Below are 25076 nucleotides of genomic sequence, written 5' to 3' on the forward strand. Positions count from 1 at the left end.
TCGCTCTTCGTTGAGCATGGCCCCTGGGACGCCGGACATGCCGAGCCGCGGCCGGCCGAATTTCACAGGCTCTTGCCGGGGTTGAGGATGCCGCGGGGATCGAAGAGGTCCTTGAGTCCGCGCTGCAACGCGTGGGCCGCGGGCCCGAGTTCCTCGGCGACCCACTGCCGCTTGAGCACTCCCACACCGTGCTCGCCGGTGAGCGTCCCACCGAGCCGCAGCGCGAGCGCGAAGATCTCCCCGGCTGCCTCCCAGGCGGCCTCCGGCAGCCGGTCGAGCGAGGGGTCCACCACGATGATCGGATGCAGGTTCCCGTCCGCCGCGTGCGCGAGCGTGAACACCGGCACCTCGTGGCGCGCGGAGATCGCCCGGATCTCCCGGACCGCCTCCGCCAGCCGGGAGCGCGGCACGGCGATGTCCTCGATGAGCGGCCGGCCCAGCCGCTCCAGCGCCGGCAGGGCGAGCCGGCGGGCGGCCAACAGCGCCTCGGCCTCGGCGGGGTCCTCGGTGGCCTCCACCGTCGTGGCCAGGGGTGCCAGCAGCTCCGCGACCGCCTTGGCCTCCGCCGCCGCGCCCGCGCCGTCGCACTGCACCACCAGCAGCGCCGCTCCCCGCTCCCGCAGCGCCGGGTCGATGGCGTGCAGCACCGGCCCGTCGACCAGCTCGGCCAGCGCGGGCTCGACCCCGGCCCGGGTGATCGCGTACGAGGCCTCGGCCGCCGCCTCGAAGGAGGCGAAGCACGCGGCGAGCGTGGCCGTCGCCACCGGGACGGGCCGCAGCCGCAGCGTCGCCGCGGTGATCACCGCGAGGGTGCCTTCCGAGCCGGTGAGCAGCGCGGTCAGGTCGTAGCCGGTGACTCCTTTGACGGTACGGCGGCCGGTCCTGACCACCGTCCCGTCGGCGAGGACCGCCTCCAGGCCCAGCACGCTGTCCCGGGTCACCCCGTACTTGGCGCAGCGCAGGCCGCCCGCGTTGGTGGCGATGTTCCCGCCGATGGTGGACCACGCGGCGCTCGCCGGGTCCGGCGCGTACCGCAGGCCGTGGACGCCGGCCGCCCGGTCCAACTCGGCCGTGATGACGCCGGGTTCCACGACGGCGAGCTGATCGTCGGCCGACAGTTCGAGGATGCGGTGCATCCCGGACAGGTCCAGGACCAGGCATCCCTCACTCGCCGTGGCCCCGCCCGACAGCCCCGTGCCCGCCCCGCGCGGCACCACCGGCACCCGCAGGGCGTGCGCGTGCCGGAGCGTGGCCGTGACGTCCGCGGTCCTCCGGGCGTGCACCACGGCCAGGGGCTCCCCGGCGGGGCGGGTGCCGGAGCGGTCGGTGGCGTGGGCGGCCAGGGCGGCCGGGTCGGTGGCCAGCCGGTCGGGCGGCAGGTCACGGGCGAGCAGCCCGAGGAGCCGGGCGGAGACGGTCGTGTCAGGTGCCGTGGTCACGGGGTGAGGGCCTTCGTTCCGATGGCGAGCAGGGAGATGTCCTCCTGGGGCGCGTGCACGGGCGCGCACTGGATGTCCCGGAAGTGCCGCTCCAGCGGGTTGCCGCGGGCCAGACCCGGGTTGCCCAGCAGACGTACGGCCAGCTCCACGGCCCGTACGCCGTGCCGGTCGGCCAGCACCCGTGCGCCCAGGGCCTGTTCGGGACTGTACGAGGGATCGGCGGCGTCGAGTTTCGCGGCCCCGTCGAACACCAGCTGCTCGGCGGACGCCAACAGCACCTCGATCTCCCCGGCCGCACGCCGGAAGCGTTCGGTACGGGCCACCGGATGACCCAGGTTCGCGGGCACCCGCTCCCCGGCGAAGGCGTGGAAGAACGCCTGGGCGGCGCGGGCCACGCCCAGGTAGAGGGCGGCGAGCGGGACATGGAGGGCGGCGCCCGCACGGTTGTCCTGCTCGGCGGCCGGCCCGTGCGGGGCGAGCCCCATGACGTGCTCGTACGGGATCTCCACCGCGTGGAAGGTCACGTCGTGGCTGCCGCTGGCCCGCAGCCCCAACTGGTCCCAGCGGCCGGTGACCTCGATACCGGGCGAGTCGCCGGGCACCAGGAAGGTGCCCACGCGCGGCTCGTCCTCGTCGGTGTGTGCCCACACCAGGAACCAGTCCAGCCCCTCGGCGCCCGTCACGAACCGCTTGGTGCCACTGACCGCCCATCCGTCGGAGGTGCGCCGGGCCCGGGTGGCGGGCAGCCCGCCCCGCGCGGGGGAGCCCAACTCGGGCTCCACGCGCGCGTGGTTGACGAGCACCGGGCGCGCGAACGACTCCTTGGCCACCCGCGCGTACAGCTCCTCGGGCCAGTGCGGTACGGCGGCCTGCCGGGCGTGCGTGGTCAGCGTCATCGCCGCGATCAGCGCGACCGACGGGTCGAGCCGCCCCAGCGCGTGCAGGATGCGGGCGGTGTCCTCGACGCCTCCGCCCCGGCCGCCGTACCGCTCGCCGACGGTCGCGGTGAGCAGGCCCGCCTCGTGCGCGATCCGCAGGGACTCCGCGGGGAAGGCGGCCGAACGGTCGTACTCGGCGGCCAGGTCGGCGATGCGCTCGGTCACAGGGCCTTCTTCAGGTCGGCGTTGAGGTCGGCGTTCAGTTCGGTAGTCCAGAAGGACTTCACGTCCAGGTGCTTCTTGAGCGCCCCGAGTTCGGTGAAGGCGTCGGCGACCTTCTGCTGCGAGGCGATGGCGGCGGCGCCGACCGGGCGGGCCCGGGTCGGGCGTTGGGCCTGGGCGTCGACCAGGTCCTTCCTGGCCTGGGCCAGGGGCTGGTGGGTGGCGTCGGCGGTGATCTGCGCGAAGCCTTCCTCGTGGCCGTCACGGACGTACGCGTACGCCTTGGTGATCCGCGCGATCAGGTCGGCGGCGGCCGCTGTGCGCGCCGGGCTCTCCAGCACGCTGTCCCGCGCCGACCACAGGAAGTTGCCGGACAGGATGTCCTTGCCCGAGCCGACGGTGGTGGCGCCCTGCTGGTGGGCGGTGATGATCGAGGTGCCGTAGGAGGCGAAGGCGTCGATGGCGCCGCCGTTGAGGGCGGCGAGCCCGTCGTTGGGCAGGAGGGGCTTGGCCTGGATGTCGGACCACTTCAGGCCCGCCCGCTTCAGCAGCTCGTAGAGGAAGTAGTGGGCGGTGGTGTTCTGGACGTAGCCGACCCTCTTGCCCTTCAGGCCGGCGATGCCGGTCACCTTCGAGCCCTTGGGGACGACCACCTCCTGGTTGAGGGTGGCTCCGCGCTGCACGGCGACGACCTTGAAGTTCGGGTCGCCGTCGGCGGCGGCGAAGACCGGCGGGATCTCGCTGGAGGAGGCCAGGTCCAGCGCCCCGGCCCGGACGGCCTGGAGCTGCTGGTCGCCGCCCTGGAACTGGCTCCACCGCACCTTGTACGGGGTGTCGTCGAGGCCGGCGTACTTCAGGACGGCCTCCTCGGCCTTCCAGCCGGTGGCGCCGACTCTCAGGGTGATCGCGGAGGAGGACTCCGCCTGCGCCTCGGTGCCGCAGGCCGCCGCGAACGGCAGGAGCAGGGCGAGCGCGGCGGCGGACGAGCGGAGGGTACGGGGGAACAACACGGGAACTCCATCAGGCGGCGTGGGTGGTGGCGCGGTGGGCGAGTTCCTGCCGGACCAGCGGCAGCACGTGACGGGCGTAGTCGATCGCGTCGTTCAGCGGGTCGTAGCCGCGGATCGACAGCAGGTCGCAGCCGATGTCGACGTAGTCCAGGAGGGCCTTGGCGACGGTCTCGGGAGAGCCCACCAGGGCGGTGGAGGCGCCGGCGGCGTTGGTGGCGACCGCGGGGGCGGTCCACAGGCAGCGGTCGTGGACCTCGCCCCGGTCGGCGATGTCCAGCAGCCGCTGGGAACCGACGTTGGCCGGGCGGCCGGTGGTGCGGTGGTGGCGCAGCAACTCGGTGTTGCGTGCCTGGTCCTTGAGCACGCCCAGTGTGCGGTGCGCCTTCTCCCAGGCGAGTTCGTCGGTGGGCGCGATGATGGGCCGGAACGACACCCAGATCCGGGGATCGGGGCGCCCGGCGGCCGCCGCGACCTTGTTGACGGCGGCGATCTGCTCGGCGGTCTCCTTCAGCGGCTCGCCCCACAGCCCGAAGATGTCGCCCTGCCGGCCGCCCACCCGGTAGGCGTCCTGGGAGGAGCCGCCCACCGAGATCGGGACCAGCCCGTTCACCGGCTTCACGTCCGAGTGGTAGCCCTCGAAGCGGAAGTACTTCCCCTCGTGGGAGACGGGCCCGTCGGACCGCCAGACCTTCCTGAGGATCTGGATGTACTCGTCGGAGCGCTCGTACCGCTCGGTCTTGCCGAGGTAGTCGCCCTCCCGGCGCTGCTCCTCGTCGCTGCCGCCGGAGATGATGTGCACGGTCAGCCGGCCGTCGCTGATCCGGTCCAGGGTGGCCAGCGCGCGGGCCGCGTGCGTCGGGAAGATCACGCCGGGCCGGTGGGCCAGGATCGGGCGGATCCGTTCGGTGTGGGTGGCCACGAACTGGGCGATCTGGAAGGCGTCGGGCGAGGCCGAGTGGTAGGCGACCAGGGTGTGGTCGAAGCCGCCGTCGTCCAGGGCGCGAGCGTACGTGCGCAGATGGTCGACGTCGAGCCCGGTACGGCTCGCGGCGGCCGGACCCGAGGCCCCGGCGTCGGTGTGGACGGCACTGATGAACTCGACAGGCATGAGCGACTCCCGTGGTTGCTTGAGTGGGGACGGGTCGGCTACTTGAGCAGGGACGTGTCGGCCGACTTCGCCACGTCGACGTTCGGATCGAGGACGCCGATGCCGTGCATGAGGTCGGCCACGCCCTGGACGGTGGTGTTCACCTCGTCGGTGATCGGCAGGACCTCGCTGTACGCGGCGGAGGCGAGCGTCTTGGCCACGGTCGGGTCGGCGCCGTTGCGGGTCTCGATGGCCCGGGCGTAGGCGTCCTGGTGGGTGCTGGTCCACCGGAGGGCCGCCCCCAGGCGCTGGAGGAAGTCGGCGAGCGCGGCCTTCTTCTTCGGGTCGCCGAGGGCCTGGTCGGAGGCGTTGACGAACCCGAACCCGCTGACCCGGCCGTCCGCCCCGTCGACCAGCAGCCTGCCGCCCTCCTCCAGGCCGACGGCCTGGTAGACGCCGAAGGTCGCCCAGACCTTGACCTTGCCGGAGGCGAACGCGGCCTGCGCGTCGGTCGGCAGCAGGTACTGCACCTGGACGTCCCCGTAGTCCAGACCGTTCTGCTTCAGCACGTTGGCGAGCAGATACTCCGCGACGCTGCCCTTGGCGGAGGACACCACCACCTTCTGGCCCTTGAGGTCCCGCACGCTGTCGATCCCGGAGTCCTTGCGGACGACGAGCCCGACATGCCTGCCGTCGTTCTTCAGCGCGGCCACGTTCTTGACCCGGACCCCGCCGCTGAGGGCCTGGAGCGCGGGCAGGTCCGCGGAGTACCCGGTGTCGGCGGCACCCGCCTGCACCGCCTGGTAGAGCGGGGCGGCGCCCTCGAACTCGGCCCACTTCACCTTGTACCGGGCGCCCTTCAACGCGTCCGACGCGGCGACGATCGTCTGGAGGGTCTTGGCCTGGTCGCCGATGGTGAGCGTGACCTGCCGCGAGGAGGCGTCCGCCGAGGAGTCCGCACCACAGGCGGTCAGCGCGATCAGGGCGGTCAGGCTCAGCGCGGCGGCCGCGATTCTGCGGATCATGACGGCGTTCCCTCCAGGGTGCGGTGCACGCCCAGCCAGCTCAGCAGGCGGGCGCGCAGGGTGACGAACTCGGGTGCGGTCAGGTCGCGGGGGCGGGGCAGGTCCACGGTCAGCTCATGGGCGATCCGGCCCTCGTCCATCACCAGGACCCGGTCGGCGAGCAGCAGCGCCTCCTCCACGTCATGGGTGACCAGGAGGATCGCGCAGCCGTGGCGCTGCCACAGCTCGGCCACCAGCTGCTGCACCCGGCCGCGGGTCAGGGCGTCCAGCGCCCCGAACGGCTCGTCGAGCAGCAGCAGTTCGGGCTCGCGGACGAGGGCGCGGGCCAGCGAGACGCGCTGGGCCTGTCCGCCCGAGAGCGTCTTCGGCCAGACACCCGCGCGGTCCGCGATGCCGACCTCGTCCAGGGCCTTCTCGGCGAGCCCCCGGTCGGGGCGCCCCGGCAGTCCGAGGACCACGTTGCGCCACACCTTCAGCCAGGGCAGCAGCCGTGGCGCCTGGAACGCGGCACTGCGCCGGGCGGGCACCGTGACCTCGCCGCCGATCTCCTCGTCCAGTCCGGCCAGGATCCGCAGCAGCGTCGACTTGCCGCAGCCGCTGTGCCCGAGCAGGGCCACGAACTCGCCCTGGCGGATGTCGAGATCGAGCTCGTGCAGCACCGTGGTGCCGTCGAAGGCCCGCGAAAGGCCGCGTGCTTCCACGCTGTTGGGCATCTCTAGGCCTCGCCCTCGAAGTTGGCGCGCCAGGTCAGCAGCCGGCGCGAGAGGATCCGTACGGCGAAGTCGCAGGCCAGCCCGAGCAGCGCGTACACCACGAGGCACAGCACGATGACGTCCGTACGGAAGTACTGCTGGGCGTTGCTCATCAGATAGCCGAGCCCGGCATCCGCATTGATCTGCTCGGCGAAGACCAGCGCCAGCCAGGCGGTGGACAGCGCGTACCGCAGGCCCACCAGGGCACCGGGCAGGGCGCTCGGCAGGATCACGTAGGCGATCAGCCCCAGCCTGCCGAGCCCCATCATCCGGGCCGCCTCGACGAGTTGGGCGTCGGTGGAGCGGATCCCGCCGTAGATGTTGAAGTACAGCGGGTAGGTCACACCGAGCGCGACCAGTGCGATCTTCGGGGTCTCCTCGATGCCGAACCAGACGATGAACAGCGGGATCAGGCCCACCCAGGGGATCGCCCGGAACATGCCCATCGAGGAGTCGATGACGTCCTCGCCGAGCCGGAACAGGCCGGCCAGCAGGGACAGGCTCAGGGCGACGGACGCGCCGATCAGGAATCCGACGGCGGCCCGGCGGCCCGAGGCGGCGATGGCGTCGGGGAGTTCACCGCTCCTGGTCAGCTCCACGGCCTGCCGTACGACGTCCACGGGGGAGGCCAGCACGGACTCCGGGAGGACGCCGGTGGCCGAGGCCAGGAACCACAGCAGCACCAGGCCCACCGGGCCCGCGGAACGGCGTACGGAACGAGGGACGGTGAAGCGGTGACCGGCCTTGGTGGTGCCGCGGACCGTGACGCGGGCGGACGGCGCGGGCCTGTCCACGGTGGTGTCCAGCACCGGTGCGTTCGTCGTCATGGCCGGCCTCCCCGTGCGGCGGGGCGAGCGGGGTCGGCGGACCAGGCGGACCAGGAGCCGGGGAAGAGCGCGGCCCGGTAACCGGCGATCTCCAGCGCGGCGATCTGGTGGGCGGCGGTGACGCCCGAACCGCAGTACACGCCGATCCGCTCCGCGGTGCCGGCGCCCCGCCGTGCGAACCGCTCGCGCAGTTCCCCGGCGGGCAGGAACGTGCCGTCCGCGGCCAGGTTCTCGCCGGTCGGCGCGGAGACCGCACCGGGGATGTGCCCGGCCCGTGGGTCCACCGGCTCCACCTCGCCGCGGTAGCGCTCGGCGGCGCGCGCGTCCAACAGCAGCCCGGACCGGGCGAGTTCGGCGGCTCCCTCCGCGTCGACGGTGGGCAGCGCGCCCTCTGCCAGGACGACGTCACCGGGCGGCGGGTCGGCCGGCACGCCCGACTCCAGCGGCAGCCCTGCCGCACGCCAGGCGCCCAGGGCCCCGTCCAGGAGGGTCACTCCGGTCAGTCCGGCGTGCCGCAGCAGCCACCAGGCGCGGGCGGCGGCCGTGTTGCCCAGGTCGTCGTGGACCACGACCTGCTGCCCCTGCCGGATGCCCCACCGGCGGACCGCCTCCTGGAGATCCTCGGTCCGCGGCAGCGGATGCCGACCGCCCTCGGGGCTCGGCGGGGCAGCCAACTCCGTGTCCAGGTCGACGTAGACCGCGCCCGGGATGTGCGCCTCGGCGTAGTGGGCGCGGCCGTGCGGATCACCCAGCGCCCAGCGGACGTCGAGGACGACCGGGGGCTCGTCCGAGGCGAGCAGCTCGCGCAGCTCGGCGACCGTCGTCGTCACCCGCGCGCTCATGCCGGTCCCTCCGCGATCACGGGCAGCTCGGGGGACAGGCGCAGGCGTTCCAGGAACAGCACGACGGTCGCGGCGGCCGTGCGGTGCGAGGCGTCGTTGAGGACGTCGTGCCGGCCGCCGTCGAAGGTCACCGTGCGCACCGAGGGATGTCCGGCGTACGCCTTCAGCGCCTGCTCCACCGGGCTCACCGTGTCGTCCTTGCCGTGCAGGGCCAGGACGGGAACGCGGACGAGGTCGAGGCGCGGCTCGGGCAGCCGTGGGGACTCGCCCAGCGCGCCCCGACGGAAGGCGGGGTCGTCGGTGAGCCGGGCCCGGTGGGTGGGGCAGGCGGTGCGGGCCTCGACCTCGGACTCCCAACTCCCCGCCGTCCAGGCAGTGGTGGGCAGACCGGCCAGGATCAGCGCGTCGACGGCCGCCGCTCGCCCGGCGGCGAGATGAACGGCGTACTGGGCACCGGTGTCCGAGCCGACCAGCACCTTCGGGCCGGGCGACGACTCGTCGGCGAGCAGCTCGGCCGCCTCGTCGAGCACGGACGGATCGGCGGCCGGGTCGCCCAGGGCGCGGACCCGGTAGGCGTCGAAGGCGAGACGGCGGCCGAACCGCTCGTACACGCCGCCGTGTTCACCCCGACCTGCCAGCACGACCAGCGTGCCGCGCGCGGCGAGGCCTTCGGGTTCGTCCCAGGAGAAGGATTTCCGGGAGAAAGATGAGGACATGAGGGGGCAGCTCCCGTTTCAGGGCAGGGGGCATCCATACGGAAAGAGGTGGAAAAGGGCAGCCCGGGCCGACGGTCACGCGTCGGCGAGAGGACGGGGGCTGCGGAAAGGGGCGGCGCGGACTACGGCGAGACGCGGCGCGCGGTCAGCAACAGCGCGCGCTGCACGCGACGCCGAAGTCGATGACCCGGCGCTGCGTCAGAAGGGCAGCGTTGGCGGTTGCGTGCAGCATGTGCCCATCATGACCGGCCCCGCGGACGGCGTCCAACGACGATTCCGCATCGAAACCGATCAGGAATCGCGATCGATCGTCCGTGCGGGTTACTGTCCCCGCATGCCCCAACCGGTCCTGGACATCGTGGCCCTGCGCAGCCTGACCGCGGTCGCCGACTGCGGCGGCTTCCACCGCGCCGCCCGGGCCTTGTCCCTGAGCCAGTCCGCGGTGAGTCAGCACGTCCGCAGACTGGAGAAGACCCTGGGGCGGCCGGTCGTGGAACGCGAGGGCCGCGGCACCCGGTTCACCCCCGAGGGCCGTCTGCTGCTCGAACAGGCCCGCCGGATCCTCGCCGTCCACGACGAGGCCGTGCGCACCCTGCTCGACCCGGACGGCGACACCGTCACCGTCGGTTCCACCGAGCACGCCGCCGACCAGTTCCTGCCGCGGCTGACCGCCGCGGTGCGGGAGGTGCGCCCCGGCAGCCGGGTCCGCTTCCGCATCGACCGCTCGGCCCGCCTGGTCGAGGCGGTGGAACGCGGCAGCGTCGACGTGGCGGTGTACGTCACCGAGGCCGCCGCCACCGAGGGCACACCGGTCGGCGGCCTCCCGCTCACCTGGCACGCCGTCCCCGGCTGGAAGCCGCCGCGCGCTCCCGCCCCGGTGCCGCTGGTCGCCATCGAGGACCCCTGCGCGATCCGTCGCCGGGCCATCGCGACGCTGGCCGCGCAGGGGGTGTCGGCCACGGTCGTCGGCGACGCCGGCTATCTCGCGGGGGTCCTGGACATCGCCCGCACCGGCCAGGGGGTGGCGCTCCTGGCGTCGGTGGGCCCGGCCCCGGACGGCCTGGCGCCCTACGACGGGCTGCCCGCCGTTCCCCCGATCCCGATGAGCGCGCTCGCCCGCCCCGGCGCGGACCCGGCGACGGTCGAGGCGGCCTTCGCCGCCGTACGGGATCTGCTGAGCTGACAGCGGGCCGAGCCGACAGCGGGGAGGGGCGGGGATCAGCCGTTCAGCATGCGGTCCAGGACCGCGCGTTGCAGCGGCAGGACCTCGGCGTGCAGATCACGGCCCTTGCGGGTGAGGGACACCCACACCCCCCGGCGGTCCTCCATGCAGACCGAACGCTCCACCAGGCCGTCCTTCTCCAGCCGGCCGATGAGCCGGGACAGCGCGCTCTGGCTGAGATGCACCCGTCCGGCGAGGTTCTGCACCCGGCACTGGTCGCCCTCCCGGGGTGACTCGGTGGCGAGCATGTCGAGCACTTCGAAGTCGCTCGCGCCCAGTCCGTGCGGATGCAGCACGCGGTCGATCTCGCACATCGTGCGCGCGTGCACCGACAGGATGTCCCGCCAGCGTTCCTCGAGGTCGGCTTCGACCGTCTTCACTGCCATATCTGCACGGTAACACCGAACCGGCCATTTGTTGAGCGTGCAACTTGTGCGCTTGCAAGTAAGGTGCGTTACGTGCGTGAGCGGTGGTGCCGGCGCGCCGCACCGGCGCAGGATGGAGTGAAGCACCACGGAGTGCCCGTTCTGTTCCACGGGTCTCACACTCACGAGGAGGCGGGGCCATGACCACCGCCGAAGGAATCTTCGAGCCCAAGGTCGAGCCGTACAGGATCGCGCCGGAGACGTATGTCATCCCGCAGCTGCTGGAGGCGCCACCGGTCGGCATGTTCTACGTCAACTCCATGGTCATCACCGGTACGGAGCCCGTGCTGGTCGACACCGGTGCGCCCTCGAACCGGCGGCAGTGGCTCGACCACGCCTGGAGCCTCGTCGATCCGGCCGATGTGCGCTGGGTCTTCCTGACCCACGACGACCACGACCACGCGGGGAACGTCCGTGAGGTCATGGCCGCCTGCCCGAACGCCACCCTGGTCACCACGTGGTTCTCGATGGCCCGCTACGCCATCGACACCGAGGAGTTCTGGATGCCGTTCAACCGCGCCCGCTGGGTGCGCGACGGCGAGAGTTTCCAGGCCGGGGACCGCACACTCCTGGCGGTCAGGCCGCCGTTCTTCGACAACCCGACGACGCGTGGACTCTTCGACGCCACGACACGGGTCTACTGGGCGGCCGACACTTTCGCCACAGCCGTGCCGCACCCCGCCGAGGACGCCGCCGACCTGGACCCGAAGGCGTGGCGGGAAGGCATGCTGCTGGGCAACCGGCTGAACCATCCGTGGCACCTGTGGCTGGACACCGGAAAGTTCAATCAGCACGTGCACCGTGTCCAGGACCTCGGCATCGACACCGCGGCGTCCTGCCACGCCCCCACGATCCACCGCGGCATGATCGACGAGGCGTTCGACATCATCCGCGAGGTGCCGGAACTGCCTCCATGGGAGGAGCCGGGGCAGGACTTCCTCGACGGCATCATCGCGGCGACGGCGAAGCCGGTGGTGTCCTGAGACCCGCCGGGCTCGCCGGGCGCATCGGGCACCGCCCCGCACGGCGCGCCGTGGGAATCGCTAGGCGACCGGATCCTGCGTCAGGCCGATGAGGTTGCCGTCCGCGTCCCTCACGAACGCGATCAGCTTGCCGCCGCCGACGTCCTGGACCTCCTGGAGCGTCTCCGCGCCGGCGTCCACCAGGGCCGCGAGAGAGGTCCTGATGTCGGTCACGTGCCAGTAGGGGACCGGCCCCGTCATGCCCCGCGCGTGCCCGTTGGGGTCGAGTCCGACGTCCTGACCCGCGTCCTTGAAGCCCACGTAGTACGGCTCGTCGGCGTACGGCTCCGTCCCCAGCAGCGCGCTGAACAGGGCCTTCGCCGCGGCGAGGTCCTTGACGGGGTAGATGATCGTCTTGAGTCCGGCGGTCATGGCGTGCTCCTCGGTCAGTGAATGCCTGTGAGTGAATGCCGACGGCTGTCCGTGTCGGTGGTTTCACGCTAGGCCGGGGGAGCGGCGGGTGGCTTCTCCGATCCTGACCGGTCGCCGGGGCGAGCCGATCGAGCCGATCCGGAGCCCTTACGCCGACGCCTTCACGTCGACTCCCGCTTCACCAGCTCCGTCGGCAGGATCACCGCCGCCGCTTCCTCCCCGCCGATCTGGGCCAGCAGGACGCGGACCATCTCGGAGCTGATGCGGTCCCAGGGCTGGCGGATCGTGGTGAGTTCGGGGCGGGTGGCGAGGGCGGCCGGGGAGTCGTCGAAGCCGCCGACGGCCACGTCCTGGGGCACCCGGCGTCCGGCCCGCTCCAGGGCGGTCAGCACGCCCTGGGCCATCAGGTCGGAGGCGACGAACACGGCGTCCATGTCGGGGGCCTGTGCCAGCAGCCGCTCGGCGCCCAGCTCGCCGCTGACCCGGCTGTAGTCGCCGGAGACGACGAGCCGCTCGTCGGCCTCCATCCCCGCCTCGGCGAGCACCTCCCGGTAGCCGGCGAGCCGCTCGACACCGCCCGGGGTGTCCAGCGGCCCGGTGACCACGCCGACCCGGCGGCGGCCCAGGGACAGCAGGTGCCGCACCATCTCGCGGGCGCCGTCCCGGTCGTCGGCCGCCACGTAGCTCACCCGGGAACCGAGCCCGATCGGCTTACCGCACGCGACCAGCGGCACGTCCGCCGCGCGCAGCTGCTCGGCGATCGGATCCCCGGAATGGCTGGAGACCAGCAGCACCCCGTCGACGTGCCCGGCGGTGATGTACCGCGTGATGCGCCGCCGCTCGCCCTCGGTGCCGGCCAGCATCAGCAGCAGGGGGATGTCGTGGGCGGCCAGTGCCTGCGTGCAGCCGCGCAGCAGAACATTGAAGTTCGGGTCCTCGAAGAACCGCTCCTGCGGCTCGGTGAGCAGGAAGCCCACCGAGTCGGAACGCCCGGTGATCAGTGACCGGGCATGCCGGTTGACGACGTAACCCGTCTTGCGGATGGCGGCGTTGACCGCCTCGTGGGCGGCGGGGCTGACGTAGTGGCCGCCGTTGAGCACGCGCGAGACGGTGCCGCGCGAGACACCCGCCTCCCGCGCGACGTCGTGGATCGTCGGCGGCTTGCGCCGGCCCCCCGAACTGTTCATGGTCATGACTTTAAGGCCCCGGAGGGCGGACGGCGTCCGTCCGAACCACCGGATGGACACCGGGATCGACCACGGACTGTGATCGTGCACAGCAGAAGCTGCTGCCTCGCCTCTTGGCAAGGATCACCTCTATGCGGTTATCTTGGCCGTCGCGCTGTGACACCGTGTGTGCACGCTCCCAATCATCCGAACCAGGAGAGATCGATGCCGGAGACCACCCCCAGGGGCCTCACCAGGCTTGCCTTCGGCGGGGACTACAACCCGGAGCAGTGGCCGGAGAGCGTCTGGCAGGAGGACGTCCGGCTGATGCGGGAGGCCGGCGTCACCATGGTGAGCGTCGGGATCTTCTCCTGGGCCCTGCTGGAGCCCCGGCCGGGCGCGTACGACTTCGGCTGGCTGGACCGCATCCTCGACCTGCTGCACGACAACGGCATCCGCGTCGACCTCGGCACCCCCACCGTCGTGCCCCCGGCGTGGTTCTACCGCGCCCACCCCGAAGCGCTGCCGGTGACGGCGGACGGCGTCCGCCTCGCCTTCGGCTCGCGCGGGGCCATCTGCCACAGCAACGCCGACTACCGCACGGCCGCCACGACCATCACCACGAAGCTCGCCGAGCGCTACGCCGGCCACCCGGCCCTGGCGATGTGGCACGTGCACAACGAGTACGGCGTCCCCGTCTCCGCCTGCTACTGCGACTCCTGCGCCGCCCACTTCCGCCGCTGGCTGACCACGACGTACGGCACGGTCGACGGGGTCAACGAGGCCTGGGGCACCGCCTTCTGGGGCCAGCACTACACCGACCTCGACGAGATCGACCCGCCGCGCACGGCGGCCACCGTCGGCAACCCCGGCCAGGCGCTGGACTACAAGCGGTTCGCCGACGCCACCATGCGGGAGAACTTCGTGGCGGAGCGGGACATCCTGCACCGCCTGTCGCCCGGCATCCCGGTCACCACCAACTTCATGGTCGCGCTCAGCCAGTGCGACTCGGTCGACTACTGGGCCTGGGGCCGCGAGGTCGACCTCGTCACCAACGACCACTACCTGATCACCGACGGCCGCCGCACCCACGTCAACCTCGCGATGGCCGCCGACCTGACCCGCTCGGTCGCGGGCGGTGCCCCCTGGCTGCTGCTCGAACACTCCACCTCGGGTGTCAACTGGCAGCCCCGCAACCCCGCCAAGGCCCCCGGTCAGATGGCCCGCAACTCCCTCGGCCACGTCGCCCGCGGCTCCGAGGGCGCGATGTTCTTCCAGTGGCGCCAGTCCCGGCGCGGCGCCGAGAAGTTCCACTCGGCGATGGTCCCGCACGGCGGCACCGACACCCGCGTCTGGCGCGAGGTGGTCGAACTGGGCGCGTCCCTCGACTCGTTGAGCACCATGCGCGGCACCCGCACCTCCGCCGACGTGGCCGTCCTGTGGGACTGGCACTCCTGGTGGGCGCAGACCCTCGACTGGCGGCCCAGCGAGGACCACGACCCGCGCGAGCGCGCCGACGCCTTCTACGAGGCCCTCTACGACCGTCACCTCACGGTCGACTTCGCCCACCCGGAAGCCGACCTGTCGGCCTATCCCCTTGTCGTCGTGCCCGCCCTGTACCTGATGACGGAGCAGGCCGGACGCAATCTCCGGGAGTACGTCGAGAACGGTGGCACCCTCGTCGTGTCGTACTTCTCCGGCATCGTCGACCAGAACGACGCCGTCCACGAGGGCGCCCACCCCGGCGCCCTGCGCGAGGTGCTGGGCCTGACCGTCGAGGAGTTCTCGCCGCTGCTGCCGGGGCAGTCGGTGCGGGTCACCGGCCCCGACGGCTCGGAGCTCACCGGTGACGTGTGGACCGAGGTCGTGGTGCCGCGCGGCGCCGAGCCCGTGTGGACGTACGCCGACGGGCTGACGGCCGGACATCCCGCCGTCACCCGGCACCGCCACGGCCGGGGCACCGCCTGGTACGTCTCCACCCGCCTCGGCGCCCAGGGTCTCGACGCGCTGCTGGGCTGGGCGATCGAGGACGCGGGCGTCGACGCCCGCGCCGACCTGCCCCGCGACGTCGAAGTGGTGCGCCGCACCGGCGAGTCGGGCAGTTATCTGTTCGCGATCAACCACACCGCCGCCGACGTCAAGGTGCCGCTGGAGGCGGACGGCACCGAGCTGCTGACGGGTGAGCGTGCCGCGGGCCGGCTGCCGGTCCCGGCGGGCGACGTCCGGGTCGTACGACTCGACGGCTGAACCGACCCCCCTCCGCCCGCGCGTGCCACGAGCCGCGGGCGGAGGGGTATGTCCCCGGGCCCGTCGGTGACACCCTGTATCGAACTGACCTACGTGGCAAAAGAGTTCGATGTCGGACAAGGTTGGGGAGTCCCGGACAGGGCGGCCGCGACTGCGGGACAGTAGGGGGACGCGGCACGAGGCGGCTCGGACGGAGGGGACGACGATGCTGAGGGCTCCGACCGGTGACAGGCGCCTGGACATCCTCGAATGGCTGAAGAACCCGGCCGCCCACTTCCCGCCCCCGAAACACGGCGACCTCGTCGAGGACGGGGTCACCGCGGACGCCGTCGCCGCGAAGCTCGGCGTCCGTCGCGAGGTCGCCGAGACCCATCTCGACCTGCTCGCGGACATCGGCCTGCTGCGCACCAGGAGAATCCGGCGGCGCACCCACTACCGGCGCGACGAGATGCGGATCGCCGAGGTGGCGCGCATGTTCGAAAAGGGCTGGTAGCCGACGGACCGCGGGGGTACACGTCCGCCCTGCACCGTCCCGACAGCGAAGGGCAGACCTCCATGGACCGTCCAGCGGCTCTCGTCCCCCACCACTACCTCGTGCTCGGCGGCCGCGGCCCCGAGGACGTGGTGGCCGATTCCCGCGGGCGGGTGCTGACCGGGCTGGAGGACGGCCGTATCGTCCGCGTGGACGGGGTGGCGGATCCCGCCACGGCGCGGGTCGAGGTGCTCGCCGAGACCGGCGGCAGGCCGCTCGGTCTCGAACTCCTCCCGGACGACCGGCTGTTGGTGTGCGACGCCGACCTCGGCCTGCTGCGTGTCGAGCTCTCCGACGGCACCGTGCGCATCCTCGCCGACTCGGTCGCGGGGCAGCCGCTGCGGTTCGCCAGCAACGTCGTCGCCCTCTCCGACGGAAGCATGTACTTCACCGTCTCCAGTCGCCGTTACCCCCTCGACCAGTGGATCGGCGACATTGTCGAACACACCGGCACCGGCCGGCTGCTGCGCCTGGCCCCCGACAGCGAGACGCCCGAAGTCCTGCTGGAGGGGCTCCAGTTCGCCAACGGACTGGCGGTGAGCGGCGACGAGTCCTTCCTCGTGATCGCCGAGACGGGCGCGCGCCGCCTGACCCGTTACCGGCTCACCGGCCCCCGCGCGGGGGAGAGCGACCCCTTCCTGGAGAACCTGCCGGGGATGCCCGACAACCTCTGGCGGGCCGGAAAGGGCGGCCCGATCTGGGTGTCGCTGGCCGGACCCCGCGTCCCGCCGCTGGACCTGCTGCACCGCGCCGCACCGGCCGTCCGCCGGGGCGCAGCGCGCCTGGCGGTCCGCGCCCCCTACCGTCCCACGGGCATGATCGGCGTCCTGGCCGTCGATGACGAGGGTGACGTGGTGCACCACCTCGCCCGCCGCCACTCCGGCTTCCGCTTCGTCACCAGCGTCTGCCGGAGCGGGGACCACCTGATCCTGGGCAGTCTGTGGGAGCACGGCATCGCGGTCTGCGAGGCGCCCGCCCCGAAATGACCCGGACCCGACCCCGGGGTTAACCTGTTGACCGGCCGCGATCACCTCGCGGCGCGGCGGTGGGGCCCGCCGTACCCGAACCGCGGCTCAGGCCGCCAACGGTCCCTACTTGCGATGGCGCGCGCCCGGCTGCCCGGGCCCCGGCGAGTAGGAGACGCACGACATGAGCACCCAGGAGACCACCACCGACGTCCCGGCCGCGCGGACGCGCGTCCGTCAGGGGCAGGCACCCGTCGTCGCCGTGGTCGCGCTCGGCGGTGCCCTCGGTGCCACCGCCCGCTACGCGCTCGCCCTGCACTGGCCCGCGCCGCCGGGCGGTTTTCCCTGGGCGACCTTCTGGACCAACGTCGTCGGCTGTGCCGTGATCGGCGTGTTCATGGTGGTCATCACCGACGTGTGGGCCGCCCACCGCCTGGTCCGGCCCTTCTTCGGCACCGGCGTCCTCGGCGGCTTCACCACCTTCTCGACGTACGCCGTCGACATCGAGAAGCTGGTCGACGCGGGCCATCCCCGCACGGGCCTGGCCTACCTCGCCGCGACCGTCCTCGCGGCGCTCACGGCGGTGTGGCTCGCGGCCGCGACCACCCGCCGGGTCCTGAAGTGGAGGCAGTCATGACGGGTCCGACCGGTCGTGCCCTGCGCCTGACCGTCTTCGTCGGCGAGCACGACACCTGGCACCGCAGGCCGCTCTACAGCGAGATCGTGCACCGTGCCCACGCGGCGGGTCTCGCGGGCGCCAGCGCCTTCCGGGGCATCGAGGGATTCGGCGCCTCCTCCCTGATCCACACCTCGCGCCTGCTGTCGCTGAGCGAGGACCTCCCGGTCGCCGTCGTGATCGTCGACGACGAGGAGCGCGTACGGGCGTTCCTGCCGCAGCTCGACGAACTCGTCACCGAGGGCCTGGTGACGCTCGACGACTGCGAGGTCGTCCGGTACGTCGGCCGCGACGGCAACCGGGGCAAACCGGGCGTGAAGGGTAAGAAGTAGTTGTGAACTGGCTGTTGGTCGTCATGGGTGCGATGGTCGGTGCCCCGCTGCGCTACCTCACCGACCGCGCGGTGCAGTCCCGGCACGACTCGGTCTTCCCCTGGGGCACCTTCGCGGTGAACGTCACGGGCTGTCTGGTCCTCGGCACGCTCACCGGTGCCGCGGCCGCGGGGGCCGCCGGTTCGCACCTCCAACTGCTCCTGGGCACGGGCCTGTGCGGGGCGCTGACGACGTACTCGACCTTCTCCTACGAGACGCTCCGGCTGACCGAGACGGGGGCCGGGTTCTACGCCGCGGTCAACGTGATCGGCAGTGTGACGGCCGGACTCGGGGCGGTTTTCGTGGGAGTCGCGCTGGCGCAGGCGGCCTGGGCGTAGGGAATCGGCTCACGTACGCGTGTAGTAAGACTGTCCCCGCCGCACACGTCGTGCCTCGCGCCCCCCTTGAGAAGAACGGGATCCCATGAGCGTCATCAGCGTCGGTCAGGCCGTCGTCCTCGGAGCCGTCGAGGGGGTGACCGAGTTCCTGCCGGTCTCCTCCACCGGCCATCTGAAGATCGTCGAGGGGCTCATGGGGATCCCCGTCGACGACGACGCCGTCGTCGGGTTCTCGGCCGTGATCCAGGTCGGGGCGATCGCCGCCGTGCTCGTGTACTTCTTCAAGGACATCGTGCGGATCGTCTCCGCGTGGGGCCGCGGGCTCGTCCACCGGGAGGAGCGCGACCGGCACGACTACAAGTTCGCCTGGTGGGTGATCTGCGCGACCGTCCCGATCGTCGCGGTGGGCCTGGCCGCCAAGCCGCTCATCGAGGGGCCGCTCGCCTCGCTGTGGGTGGTCGCCGGTTCGCTGATCGTCGGCAGCGGTGTGATGTGGGCGGCCGACCAGATGGGCCGGCACAAGCGCGGGGAGGACGACACCTCCTTCAAGGACGCGATGCTGGTCGGCAGCTCGCAGATCCTCGCCCTCCTCTTCCCGGGCTTCTCCCGCTCCGGCGCCACCATGTCCACGGCGCTGATCCTCGACCTGGACCGCGTGGCCGCCACCCGGCTCTCCTTCTTCCTCGGCATCCCCGCCCTGACCGGCGCCGGCCTGTACGAGCTGAAGGACGCCCTGGGCACGGGCGTGGGCGCGGTGCCGCTCGCGGCCGGCACCGTCGTCTCCTTCGTGGTCGCCTACGCCTCCATCGCCTGGCTGCTGAAGTTCGTGGCCAAGCACTCCTTCAACGCCTTCGTGGTCTACCGGATCTTCGTCGGCGTGCTGCTGTTCGGACTGCTGGCCATGGGCGGGATCAGCAGCTGACAGCGGGCGCCCCGCGCCGCCGGCCCACCGGGTGTGGGGCCTCTTTCAGGCCCCACCTTCGTTGAAAAGATCCTTTCAGCTGTCTTGACAGGGGGCTCACGCCACCCGGAGTATCACTCCCGTGAACCTGTCAGACAGCCGGACAGCCAGTCAGCCTCCGCGGCGCGTCAGCGCCATGGAAGCGGTCCTGGCGCACCTCCGCGGCGCCATCGAGCGCGGCGAGTACGCCATCGGCGACAAGCTCCCCTCCGAGGCGGAGCTCTGCCGCACCCTGGAGATCAGCCGGCCCGTCCTGCGCGAGGCCCTCAGGGCCCTGCAGACCATGGGCCTGACCGTCTCCAAGACCGGCAAGGGCACCTTCGTCGTCGCCGACGCCGTCGAGGACCCCACCTTCGGCGACTACGCGGCCAGCGACCTGCTGGAGGTGCGCCGCCACGTCGAGATCCCGGTCGCCGGGTACGCGGCCCGGCGCCGCACCGCGGAGAACCTCGACCACCTGGCCCACCTCCTGGACCGGATGGAGCGGGAGACCGACACCACCGCGTGGGTCGCGATGGACACGCTGTTCCACCTCGGGGTGGCCGAGGCCGCCCAGAACCCGGTCTTCCGCCGGGTCATCGAGGAGATCCGCGACGCACTGGCCCGCCAGTCGGCGTTTCTCAACGAACTCGGCGGCCGGCGCGAGCAGTCCAACCGCGAGCACCGGGCCATCGTCGAGGCGCTGATCGACGGTTCCGAACACGACGCGGTGGAGGCCATGTCCCACCACCTCGACCGCGTCGAGACCACCCTCACCGACATCGTGCGTCCCCCGAACGCGGGCACGGACACCGGCACGGACACCCCCACGGAAGGCGAGCCCCAGGCGTGAGCGAGCAGTCCCTGCACGACGGCGTGCAGAAACGTTCCAGCCATGTCGATGCCGGAGACGAGGGGTACAGCAAGACCCTCAAGCACCGGCACGTCAACATGATCGCCATCGGCGGCGCGATCGGCACCGGCCTCTTCCTGGGCGCCGGCGGCCGCCTCGCCGACGCCGGCCCCTCCCTGTTCATCGCCTACGCGGTCTGCGGAATCTTCGCCTTCCTCGTGGTCCGGGCCCTCGGCGAACTCGTCCTGTACCGCCCGTCCTCCGGCGCCTTCGTCTCCTACGCCCGGGAGTTCCTCGGCGAGAAGGGCGCCTACGTCGCGGGCTGGATGTACTTCCTGAACTGGGCCACCACCGGCATCGCCGACATCACCGCGGTGGCCGTCTACACCCACTACTGGGGCATGTTCTCCGACATACCGCAGTGGGTGATCGCACTGATCGCCCTCGCGGTCGTCCTCACCGTGAACCTCATCTCGGTGAAGATGTTCGGCGAGCTGGAGTTCTGGTTCGCCATCATCAAGGTGGGCGCGCTCGTGGCGTTCATGCTGATCGGCATCTTCCTGCTGGTCACCCAGCACGAGGTCGGCGACACCACCCCCGGCCCGGCCCTGATCACCGACAACGGCGGCGTCTTCCCCAACGGTCTGCTGCCCATGCTGCTGATCATCCAGGGCGTCGTCTTCGCCTACGCCTCCGTCGAACTGGTCGGCGTCGCCGCCGGCGAGACCGAGAACCCCGAGAAGATCATGCCGAAGGCGATCAACTCGATCATGTGGCGCGTCGGCCTCTTCTACGTCGGCTCCGTCCTCCTGCTGTCGATGCTCCTGCCCTGGAACAAGTACACCTCCGGCCAGAGCCCCTTCGTCACCGTGCTGTCCAACATCGGCATCCCGGCGGCCGGCGGCGTGATGAACCTCGTCGTCCTCACCGCGGCCATGTCCTCGCTCAACTCCGGCCTGTACTCCACCGGCCGCATCCTGCGCTCCATGGCGATGTCCGGCTCCGCCCCGAAGTTCACCTCGGTGATGAGCCGCAGCCAGGTCCCCTACGGCGGCATCCTGCTCACCAGCGGCATCTGCGTGCTCGGCGTCGGCCTCAACTTCGTCGTCCCCGATGACGCGTTCGAGATCGTGCTGAACTTCGCCGCGATCGGCATCCTGTCCACCTGGGCCATGATCATGGTCTGTCACCTGCTCTTCTGGCAGAAGACCCAGAAGGGCGACCTCAGCCGCCCCGGCTACCGACTGCCGGGCTCCCCCTGGACCGAACTCGTGACGCTGGCCTTCCTCGCCTCCGTCCTGGTCCTCATGTACGCCGACGGAGGCGCCGGCCGCACCACCGTGCTGTGCCTGCCGCTCATCGTCGGGGCCCTGGTCGCCGGGTGGTTCGCCGTCCGCGGCCGGGTGGCCAGTGCGTCCACCGACAGGCCCTAACCCGCCCGCGCCCCGCGCGATCCGCGGGACGCCTCCCGAGAAACAGGTAGTGATGTACAGCAGTTCCGTCGCGGACGCACCCCTGATCCGCGAGCCCCTCCACGCCCCCGTCGCCCACCTGATACGCGGCGGTGTCGTGGAGGGCATCCACTACGGCTCCGTCGTCGTCCTCGGTGCGGACGGCCGGGTCGACTTCCAACTCGGCGACATCGAGGCCGCGTTCTACCCGCGCTCGGCCATCAAGCCCGTCCAGGCCGTCGCCATGGTGCGGGCCGGGCTGCCGCTGGACGGCGACCTGCTCGCCCTCGCCGCCGCGAGCCACTCCGGCGAGGAACGCCACCTCGCCGGGACCCGGCGGATCCTGGAGCTGGCCGGCGTCACCGAGGACGCCCTGGGCAACGTGCCGGACATGCCGTTCGACCCCGTCGTCCGCGATGCCTGGGTGCGAGAGGGGCGACTGCCCTCCCGGATCGCCCACAACTGCTCCGGGAAGCACGCGGCGATGCTCTACACCTGCGTGCTCAACGACTGGCCGCTCGACGGCTACCTCGATCCCGGGCACCCGCTCCAGCAGGCCGTCGCGGAGATCGTCGAGGACCTGACCGGACAGCGGATCGCCCAGGTGACCGTCGACGGGTGCGGGGCGCCGCTCTTCTCCGTGTCACTGCACGGCCTCGCGCGCGCCACCGCACGGATCACCTCCGCGGCGCCGGGCACGCCGGAGGCCCGGGTGGCCGACGCGATGCGGGAGCATGCCGAGATGGCGTCCGGTGCGGGGCGGGATGTGGCGGCGTTGATGCGGGCCGTGCCGGGGTTGTTGTCCAAGGACGGCTTCGAGGGTGTTCAGGTGGCCGCGCTTCCTGACGGGCGGGCCGTCGCCGTGAAGATTGCGGATGGGGCGAATCGGGCGCGGGTGCCTGTCGCGGCGATGGCGTTGGCTCGGGCCGGGGTGTCGGCGGAGTTGCTCGCGGAGTTCCAAGGTGAGGCGCTGCTTGGGGGTGGCCGTGAGGTTGGGCGTGTGCGGCCCGTTCGGTCGCTGGAGCCGGTTGTTGTGCCTGCCTGCGCCTAAGAGTGTGCCGGATCTGTAGTTTCCGCGACTGCGGGCCGTCTGTGGCTGGTCGCGCAGTTCCCCGCGCCCCTAAAGGGCGCGCCACCCTCACCCCCTCCGAAAGAGGACCCGTTTACCATGACCGCCGTCGTCACCCGTAGCGAACACGATCTGCTCGGCGACCGTGACGTCCCCGTCGAGGCGTACTGGGGTGTGCACACCCTGCGTGCCACGGAGAATTTCCCGATCACCGGAACGCCGATTTCGGCCTACCCGCACCTGATCGAGGCCCTCGCCGCCGTCAAGGAGGCCGCCGCTCTCGCGAACGAGGAGCTGGGGCTGCTGGAGCCGAAGAAGGCCGCCGCGATCGTCGAGGCCTGCCGGGAGATCCGGGAGGGCAAGCTGCACGAGCAGTTCGTCGTGGACGTCGTCCAGGGCGGCGCCGGGACCTCGACCAACATGAACGCCAACGAGGTCATCGCGAACCGGGCGCTGGAGCTGCTGGGGTTCGAGAAGGGGCAGTACCGGCATCTGCACCCCAACGAGGACGTCAATCTCGGCCAGTCCACCAATGACGTCTACCCGACGGCAGTCAAGATCGCGACGGTGTACGCGGTGCGTGGACTGCTGGAGGCGATGTCCGTACTGGAGGACTCCTTCGCCCGCAAGGCGGTCGAGTTCCATGACGTGCTCAAGATGGGCCGTACACAGTTGCAGGACGCGGTGCCCATGACGTTGGGTCAGGAGTTCTCCGCGTATGCCGTCATGATGGGCGAGGACCGTCAACGTCTGGACGAGGCCGTCCAGTTGATCCATGAGATCAACCTGGGTGCCACGGCGATCGGCACGGGACTCAACGCTCCCGCCGGATACGCCGAGGCGGCCCGTCGCCACCTCGCCGCCATCACCGGGCTGCCGCTGGTCACCGCCGCCAACCTGGTCGAAGCCACCCAGGACTGCGGGGCGTTCGTGCAGATGTCGGGGGTGCTCAAGCGGATCGCCGTGAAGCTCTCCAAGAGCTGCAACGACCTGCGGCTGCTGTCCTCCGGGCCGCGCGCGGGCCTCGGGGAGATCAACCTGCCGCCCGTGCAGGCCGGTTCGTCGATCATGCCGGGCAAGGTGAACCCGGTGATCCCCGAGGTGGTCAACCAGGTGGCCTTCGAGGTGATCGGCAACGACGTCACCATCACGATGGCCGCGGAGGCCGGGCAGCTCCAGCTCAACGCCTTCGAGCCGATCATCCTGCACTCCCTGTCGGAGAGCGTCACACATCTGCGGGCCGCCTGCCTGACCCTGGCCGAGCGGTGCGTGGACGGCATCACCGCCAACACCGAGGCGCTGCGGGCGAGCGTGGAGAACTCCATCGGTCTGGTGACCGCCCTGAACCCGCACATCGGGTACACGGCCGCCACCGACATCGCCAAGGAAGCCCTGGTCACGGGCCGGGGAGTGGCCGAACTCGTCCTGGAGAAGGGCCTGTTGCCCGCCGAGACGCTCGCCGACCTGCTGCGCCCGGAGATCCTGGCGGGCAGCGGACCGCTCCCGGCCTGACCCGGCAGAGCGCACCGGGACCGGCGGAGAGGCACAATGGTGATCATGACGTCGTCGATGACCTTCCAGCCGGTTCTGGAACGCATCGCGGCCGAGATCGAGCGCACCCCCGGCCGCGGCCGGCCCGCGGACTACATCCCGGCGCTCGCGGCCCGCGACCCGCGCCGCTTCGGCATGGCCGTCGCCGAGCTGGACGGCACGGTGTACGGCGTGGGGGACTGGCGCGAGCCGTTCTCCACGCAGTCCCTCACCAAGGTCTTCACCCTCGCGCTGGTCCTGGCCCGCGAGGGCGACGACCTCTGGGAGCACGTGGGCCGCGAACCCTCCGGCAACCCCTTCAACTCCCTGGTGCAGCTGGAGTACGAGAACGGCATCCCGCGCAACCCGTTCATCAACGCGGGCGCGCTCGTCGTCACCGACCGCCTCCAGACCCGTACCGCGGACGCGGCCGGCGAACTGCTGGCCTTCCTCCGCTCGGAGAGCGGCAACGCGAAACTGGACTTCGACCGGGACGTCGCCGCCTCCGAGGCCGCGCACGGCGACCGCAACGCGGCCCTGGCCCACTTCATGGCGTCCTACGGCAACATCGACAACCCGATTCCGGTCCTGCTCGACCAGTACTTCCGCCAGTGCTCGATCACGGCCTCCTGCGCCGACCTCGCCCTGGCCACCACCTTCCTGGCCCGGCACGGCGTCCGCGCCGACGGCAGCCGCCTGCTCAGCCAGAGCCAGGCCAAGCAGGTCAACGCGGTGATGCTGACCTGCGGCACCTACGACGCGGCCGGCGACTTCGCCTACCGGGTCGGCCTGCCCGGCAAGAGCGGGGTGGGCGGCGGCATCATCGCGGTCGTCCCGGGCCGCTGCACGCTGTGCGTGTGGAGCCCGGGGCTCGACGAACGGGGCAACTCGGTGGCGGGCGTGGCGGCACTGGACCGCTTCACGACCCTCACCGGTGTCTCGGTGTTCTAGACGGGTCGTCGTATCGGGGCCGTCGGGGTGGTCACCGGAGGCCCGGCCTGGCGGGACCGCGGGGCCGGCCGCCGCGTCTTGGTGCCGGGACCCCTCACGGGCCGGTCACACACAGGCCCCCGCCCGGAGGGTCCCGCGTCGCTTTCCG

At 71.8% G+C, this 25076-nt stretch carries 26 protein-coding genes; 14 read left to right on the forward strand and 12 right to left on the reverse strand.

Translation table 11 applies throughout. The annotated features are described in order from the left end of the window. Positions 1–62: 62 nt before the first annotated feature. The 9 genes from K4B79_RS22925 to K4B79_RS22965 are packed head-to-tail and all read right to left on the reverse strand — an operon-like array spanning position 63 to position 8798. Complete coding sequence (locus tag K4B79_RS22925) at positions 63–1439, reverse strand: FAD-binding oxidoreductase (protein WP_232028741.1); 1377 nt, start codon at positions 1437–1439, stop codon at positions 63–65. Then, positions 1436–2542 (reverse strand): acyl-CoA dehydrogenase family protein, encoded by a 1107-nt coding sequence (locus tag K4B79_RS22930; RefSeq protein ID WP_232028742.1) that lies wholly within the window; start codon positions 2540–2542, stop codon positions 1436–1438. The genes K4B79_RS22925 and K4B79_RS22930 overlap by 4 nt, the downstream gene beginning before the upstream one ends. Next, positions 2539–3549: an ABC transporter substrate-binding protein gene (locus tag K4B79_RS22935; protein WP_232028743.1), complete on the reverse strand. Its 1011-nt coding sequence runs from the start codon at positions 3547–3549 to the stop codon at positions 2539–2541. The genes K4B79_RS22930 and K4B79_RS22935 overlap by 4 nt, the downstream gene beginning before the upstream one ends. 10 nt (positions 3550–3559) lie before the next feature. After that, complete coding sequence (locus tag K4B79_RS22940; protein ID WP_232028744.1) at positions 3560–4657, reverse strand: LLM class flavin-dependent oxidoreductase; 1098 nt, start codon at positions 4655–4657, stop codon at positions 3560–3562. A gap of 38 nt (positions 4658–4695) precedes the next feature. Further along, positions 4696–5661 carry an ABC transporter substrate-binding protein gene (locus tag K4B79_RS22945; RefSeq protein ID WP_232028745.1) on the reverse strand — a complete coding sequence of 322 codons (966 nt, stop codon included), beginning with the start codon at positions 5659–5661 and terminating at the stop codon, positions 4696–4698. Continuing rightward, a complete protein-coding gene (locus K4B79_RS22950; protein WP_232028746.1) occupies positions 5658–6374 on the reverse strand; it encodes an ABC transporter ATP-binding protein in 717 nt (238 codons plus the stop codon). The genes K4B79_RS22945 and K4B79_RS22950 overlap by 4 nt, the downstream gene beginning before the upstream one ends. Positions 6375–6376: 2 nt before the next feature. After that, positions 6377–7240, reverse strand: coding sequence for an ABC transporter permease (locus tag K4B79_RS22955; RefSeq protein ID WP_232028747.1), 864 nt, complete (start codon positions 7238–7240; stop codon positions 6377–6379). Next, entirely contained in the window at positions 7237–8082 is an 846-nt protein-coding gene (locus tag K4B79_RS22960; protein WP_232028748.1) for a sulfurtransferase, read from the reverse strand. The genes K4B79_RS22955 and K4B79_RS22960 overlap by 4 nt, the downstream gene beginning before the upstream one ends. Further along, positions 8079–8798 (reverse strand): alpha/beta hydrolase, encoded by a 720-nt coding sequence (locus K4B79_RS22965; RefSeq protein WP_232028749.1) that lies wholly within the window; start codon positions 8796–8798, stop codon positions 8079–8081. The genes K4B79_RS22960 and K4B79_RS22965 overlap by 4 nt, the downstream gene beginning before the upstream one ends. 334 nt (positions 8799–9132) lie before the next feature. On the opposite strand from K4B79_RS22965, the gene K4B79_RS22970 reads away from it, so the two are divergent. Next, positions 9133–9981, forward strand: a complete 849-nt coding sequence (locus tag K4B79_RS22970) for a LysR family transcriptional regulator (RefSeq protein WP_232028750.1) — start codon at positions 9133–9135, stop codon at positions 9979–9981. Positions 9982–10016: 35 nt separating this feature from the next. On the opposite strand, the gene K4B79_RS22975 is transcribed toward K4B79_RS22970, so the two are convergent. Next, a complete protein-coding gene (locus K4B79_RS22975) occupies positions 10017–10406 on the reverse strand; it encodes a MarR family winged helix-turn-helix transcriptional regulator (protein ID WP_232028751.1) in 390 nt (129 codons plus the stop codon). 179 nt (positions 10407–10585) lie between these two features. On the opposite strand from K4B79_RS22975, the gene K4B79_RS22980 reads away from it, so the two are divergent. Next, positions 10586–11428 carry an MBL fold metallo-hydrolase gene (locus tag K4B79_RS22980; protein WP_232028752.1) on the forward strand — a complete coding sequence of 281 codons (843 nt, stop codon included), beginning with the start codon at positions 10586–10588 and terminating at the stop codon, positions 11426–11428. 60 nt (positions 11429–11488) lie between these two features. On the opposite strand, the gene K4B79_RS22985 is transcribed toward K4B79_RS22980, so the two are convergent. Beyond that, on the reverse strand, positions 11489–11839 hold the full coding sequence (locus tag K4B79_RS22985; protein ID WP_232028753.1) for a VOC family protein: 351 nt from the start codon (positions 11837–11839) through the stop codon (positions 11489–11491). A gap of 161 nt (positions 11840–12000) precedes the next feature. Beyond that, positions 12001–13032 (reverse strand): LacI family DNA-binding transcriptional regulator, encoded by a 1032-nt coding sequence (locus tag K4B79_RS22990; protein WP_232028754.1) that lies wholly within the window; start codon positions 13030–13032, stop codon positions 12001–12003. A gap of 198 nt (positions 13033–13230) precedes the next feature. Between K4B79_RS22990 and K4B79_RS22995 the strand changes: the two genes are divergently transcribed. From K4B79_RS22995 to K4B79_RS23050, 12 genes are all read left to right on the forward strand, one after another. After that, complete coding sequence (locus K4B79_RS22995) at positions 13231–15252, forward strand: beta-galactosidase (protein WP_232028755.1); 2022 nt, start codon at positions 13231–13233, stop codon at positions 15250–15252. Positions 15253–15457: 205 nt separating this feature from the next. Then, entirely contained in the window at positions 15458–15745 is a 288-nt protein-coding gene (locus K4B79_RS23000) for a helix-turn-helix domain-containing protein (protein WP_232028756.1), read from the forward strand. Positions 15746–15807: 62 nt separating this feature from the next. Continuing rightward, positions 15808–16770 carry an SMP-30/gluconolactonase/LRE family protein gene (locus K4B79_RS23005; RefSeq protein WP_232028757.1) on the forward strand — a complete coding sequence of 321 codons (963 nt, stop codon included), beginning with the start codon at positions 15808–15810 and terminating at the stop codon, positions 16768–16770. A 163-nt stretch (positions 16771–16933) separates the two neighbouring features. Then, positions 16934–17386, forward strand: coding sequence for a fluoride efflux transporter CrcB (gene crcB / locus K4B79_RS23010; RefSeq protein WP_232028758.1), 453 nt, complete (start codon positions 16934–16936; stop codon positions 17384–17386). Then, a complete protein-coding gene (locus K4B79_RS23015) occupies positions 17383–17757 on the forward strand; it encodes a DUF190 domain-containing protein (protein ID WP_232028759.1) in 375 nt (124 codons plus the stop codon). Before crcB (K4B79_RS23010) ends, K4B79_RS23015 begins: the two co-directional genes overlap by 4 nt. A gap of 2 nt (positions 17758–17759) precedes the next feature. Next, the gene (gene crcB, locus K4B79_RS23020) at positions 17760–18134 is read left to right on the forward strand and encodes a fluoride efflux transporter CrcB (protein ID WP_232028760.1); all 375 of its coding nucleotides are present in this window, start codon (positions 17760–17762) and stop codon (positions 18132–18134) included. 85 nt (positions 18135–18219) lie between these two features. Then, on the forward strand, positions 18220–19056 hold the full coding sequence (locus tag K4B79_RS23025) for an undecaprenyl-diphosphate phosphatase (RefSeq protein WP_232028761.1): 837 nt from the start codon (positions 18220–18222) through the stop codon (positions 19054–19056). Positions 19057–19231: 175 nt separating this feature from the next. Beyond that, positions 19232–19927: a FadR/GntR family transcriptional regulator gene (locus K4B79_RS23030; RefSeq protein ID WP_232028762.1), complete on the forward strand. Its 696-nt coding sequence runs from the start codon at positions 19232–19234 to the stop codon at positions 19925–19927. Further along, positions 19924–21360, forward strand: a complete 1437-nt coding sequence (locus tag K4B79_RS23035; RefSeq protein WP_232028763.1) for an amino acid permease — start codon at positions 19924–19926, stop codon at positions 21358–21360. The genes K4B79_RS23030 and K4B79_RS23035 overlap by 4 nt, the downstream gene beginning before the upstream one ends. Before the next feature lie 52 nt (positions 21361–21412). Beyond that, the gene (locus K4B79_RS23040) at positions 21413–22429 is read left to right on the forward strand and encodes an asparaginase (RefSeq protein WP_232028764.1); all 1017 of its coding nucleotides are present in this window, start codon (positions 21413–21415) and stop codon (positions 22427–22429) included. A gap of 117 nt (positions 22430–22546) precedes the next feature. Continuing rightward, positions 22547–23959, forward strand: a complete 1413-nt coding sequence (aspA, locus tag K4B79_RS23045; RefSeq protein ID WP_232028765.1) for an aspartate ammonia-lyase — start codon at positions 22547–22549, stop codon at positions 23957–23959. A 36-nt stretch (positions 23960–23995) separates the two neighbouring features. Beyond that, positions 23996–24928: a glutaminase gene (locus tag K4B79_RS23050; protein WP_232028766.1), complete on the forward strand. Its 933-nt coding sequence runs from the start codon at positions 23996–23998 to the stop codon at positions 24926–24928. The last annotated feature ends 148 nt before the right edge of the window (positions 24929–25076 follow it).

This window comes from Streptomyces lincolnensis, from assembly GCF_021173675.1.
In the GTDB taxonomy this organism is placed as follows: Bacteria; Actinomycetota; Actinomycetes; order Streptomycetales; family Streptomycetaceae; genus Streptomyces; species Streptomyces lincolnensis_B.

Excerpts from the sequence above, each read along its gene's own strand:
- K4B79_RS22940 (WP_232028744.1), bottom strand. The coding sequence starts at position 4,657 with ATGCCTGTCGAGTTCATCAGTGCCGTCCACACCGACGCCGGGGCCTCG.
- K4B79_RS22945 (WP_232028745.1), bottom strand. The coding sequence starts at position 5,661 with ATGATCCGCAGAATCGCGGCCGCCGCGCTGAGCCTGACCGCCCTGATC.
- K4B79_RS22950 (WP_232028746.1), bottom strand. The coding sequence starts at position 6,374 with ATGCCCAACAGCGTGGAAGCACGCGGCCTTTCGCGGGCCTTCGACGGC.
- K4B79_RS22955 (WP_232028747.1), bottom strand. The coding sequence starts at position 7,240 with ATGACGACGAACGCACCGGTGCTGGACACCACCGTGGACAGGCCCGCG.
- K4B79_RS22960 (WP_232028748.1), bottom strand. The coding sequence starts at position 8,082 with ATGAGCGCGCGGGTGACGACGACGGTCGCCGAGCTGCGCGAGCTGCTC.
- K4B79_RS22965 (WP_232028749.1), bottom strand. The coding sequence starts at position 8,798 with ATGTCCTCATCTTTCTCCCGGAAATCCTTCTCCTGGGACGAACCCGAA.
- K4B79_RS22970 (WP_232028750.1), top strand. The coding sequence starts at position 9,133 with ATGCCCCAACCGGTCCTGGACATCGTGGCCCTGCGCAGCCTGACCGCG.
- K4B79_RS22975 (WP_232028751.1), bottom strand. The coding sequence starts at position 10,406 with ATGGCAGTGAAGACGGTCGAAGCCGACCTCGAGGAACGCTGGCGGGAC.
- K4B79_RS22980 (WP_232028752.1), top strand. The coding sequence starts at position 10,586 with ATGACCACCGCCGAAGGAATCTTCGAGCCCAAGGTCGAGCCGTACAGG.
- K4B79_RS22985 (WP_232028753.1), bottom strand. The coding sequence starts at position 11,839 with ATGACCGCCGGACTCAAGACGATCATCTACCCCGTCAAGGACCTCGCC.
- K4B79_RS22990 (WP_232028754.1), bottom strand. The coding sequence starts at position 13,032 with ATGACCATGAACAGTTCGGGGGGCCGGCGCAAGCCGCCGACGATCCAC.
- K4B79_RS22995 (WP_232028755.1), top strand. The coding sequence starts at position 13,231 with ATGCCGGAGACCACCCCCAGGGGCCTCACCAGGCTTGCCTTCGGCGGG.
- K4B79_RS23000 (WP_232028756.1), top strand. The coding sequence starts at position 15,458 with ATGCTGAGGGCTCCGACCGGTGACAGGCGCCTGGACATCCTCGAATGG.
- K4B79_RS23005 (WP_232028757.1), top strand. The coding sequence starts at position 15,808 with ATGGACCGTCCAGCGGCTCTCGTCCCCCACCACTACCTCGTGCTCGGC.
- crcB (WP_232028758.1), top strand. The coding sequence starts at position 16,934 with ATGAGCACCCAGGAGACCACCACCGACGTCCCGGCCGCGCGGACGCGC.
- K4B79_RS23015 (WP_232028759.1), top strand. The coding sequence starts at position 17,383 with ATGACGGGTCCGACCGGTCGTGCCCTGCGCCTGACCGTCTTCGTCGGC.
- K4B79_RS23025 (WP_232028761.1), top strand. The coding sequence starts at position 18,220 with ATGAGCGTCATCAGCGTCGGTCAGGCCGTCGTCCTCGGAGCCGTCGAG.
- K4B79_RS23030 (WP_232028762.1), top strand. The coding sequence starts at position 19,232 with ATGGAAGCGGTCCTGGCGCACCTCCGCGGCGCCATCGAGCGCGGCGAG.
- K4B79_RS23040 (WP_232028764.1), top strand. The coding sequence starts at position 21,413 with ATGTACAGCAGTTCCGTCGCGGACGCACCCCTGATCCGCGAGCCCCTC.
- aspA (WP_232028765.1), top strand. The coding sequence starts at position 22,547 with ATGACCGCCGTCGTCACCCGTAGCGAACACGATCTGCTCGGCGACCGT.
- K4B79_RS23050 (WP_232028766.1), top strand. The coding sequence starts at position 23,996 with ATGGTGATCATGACGTCGTCGATGACCTTCCAGCCGGTTCTGGAACGC.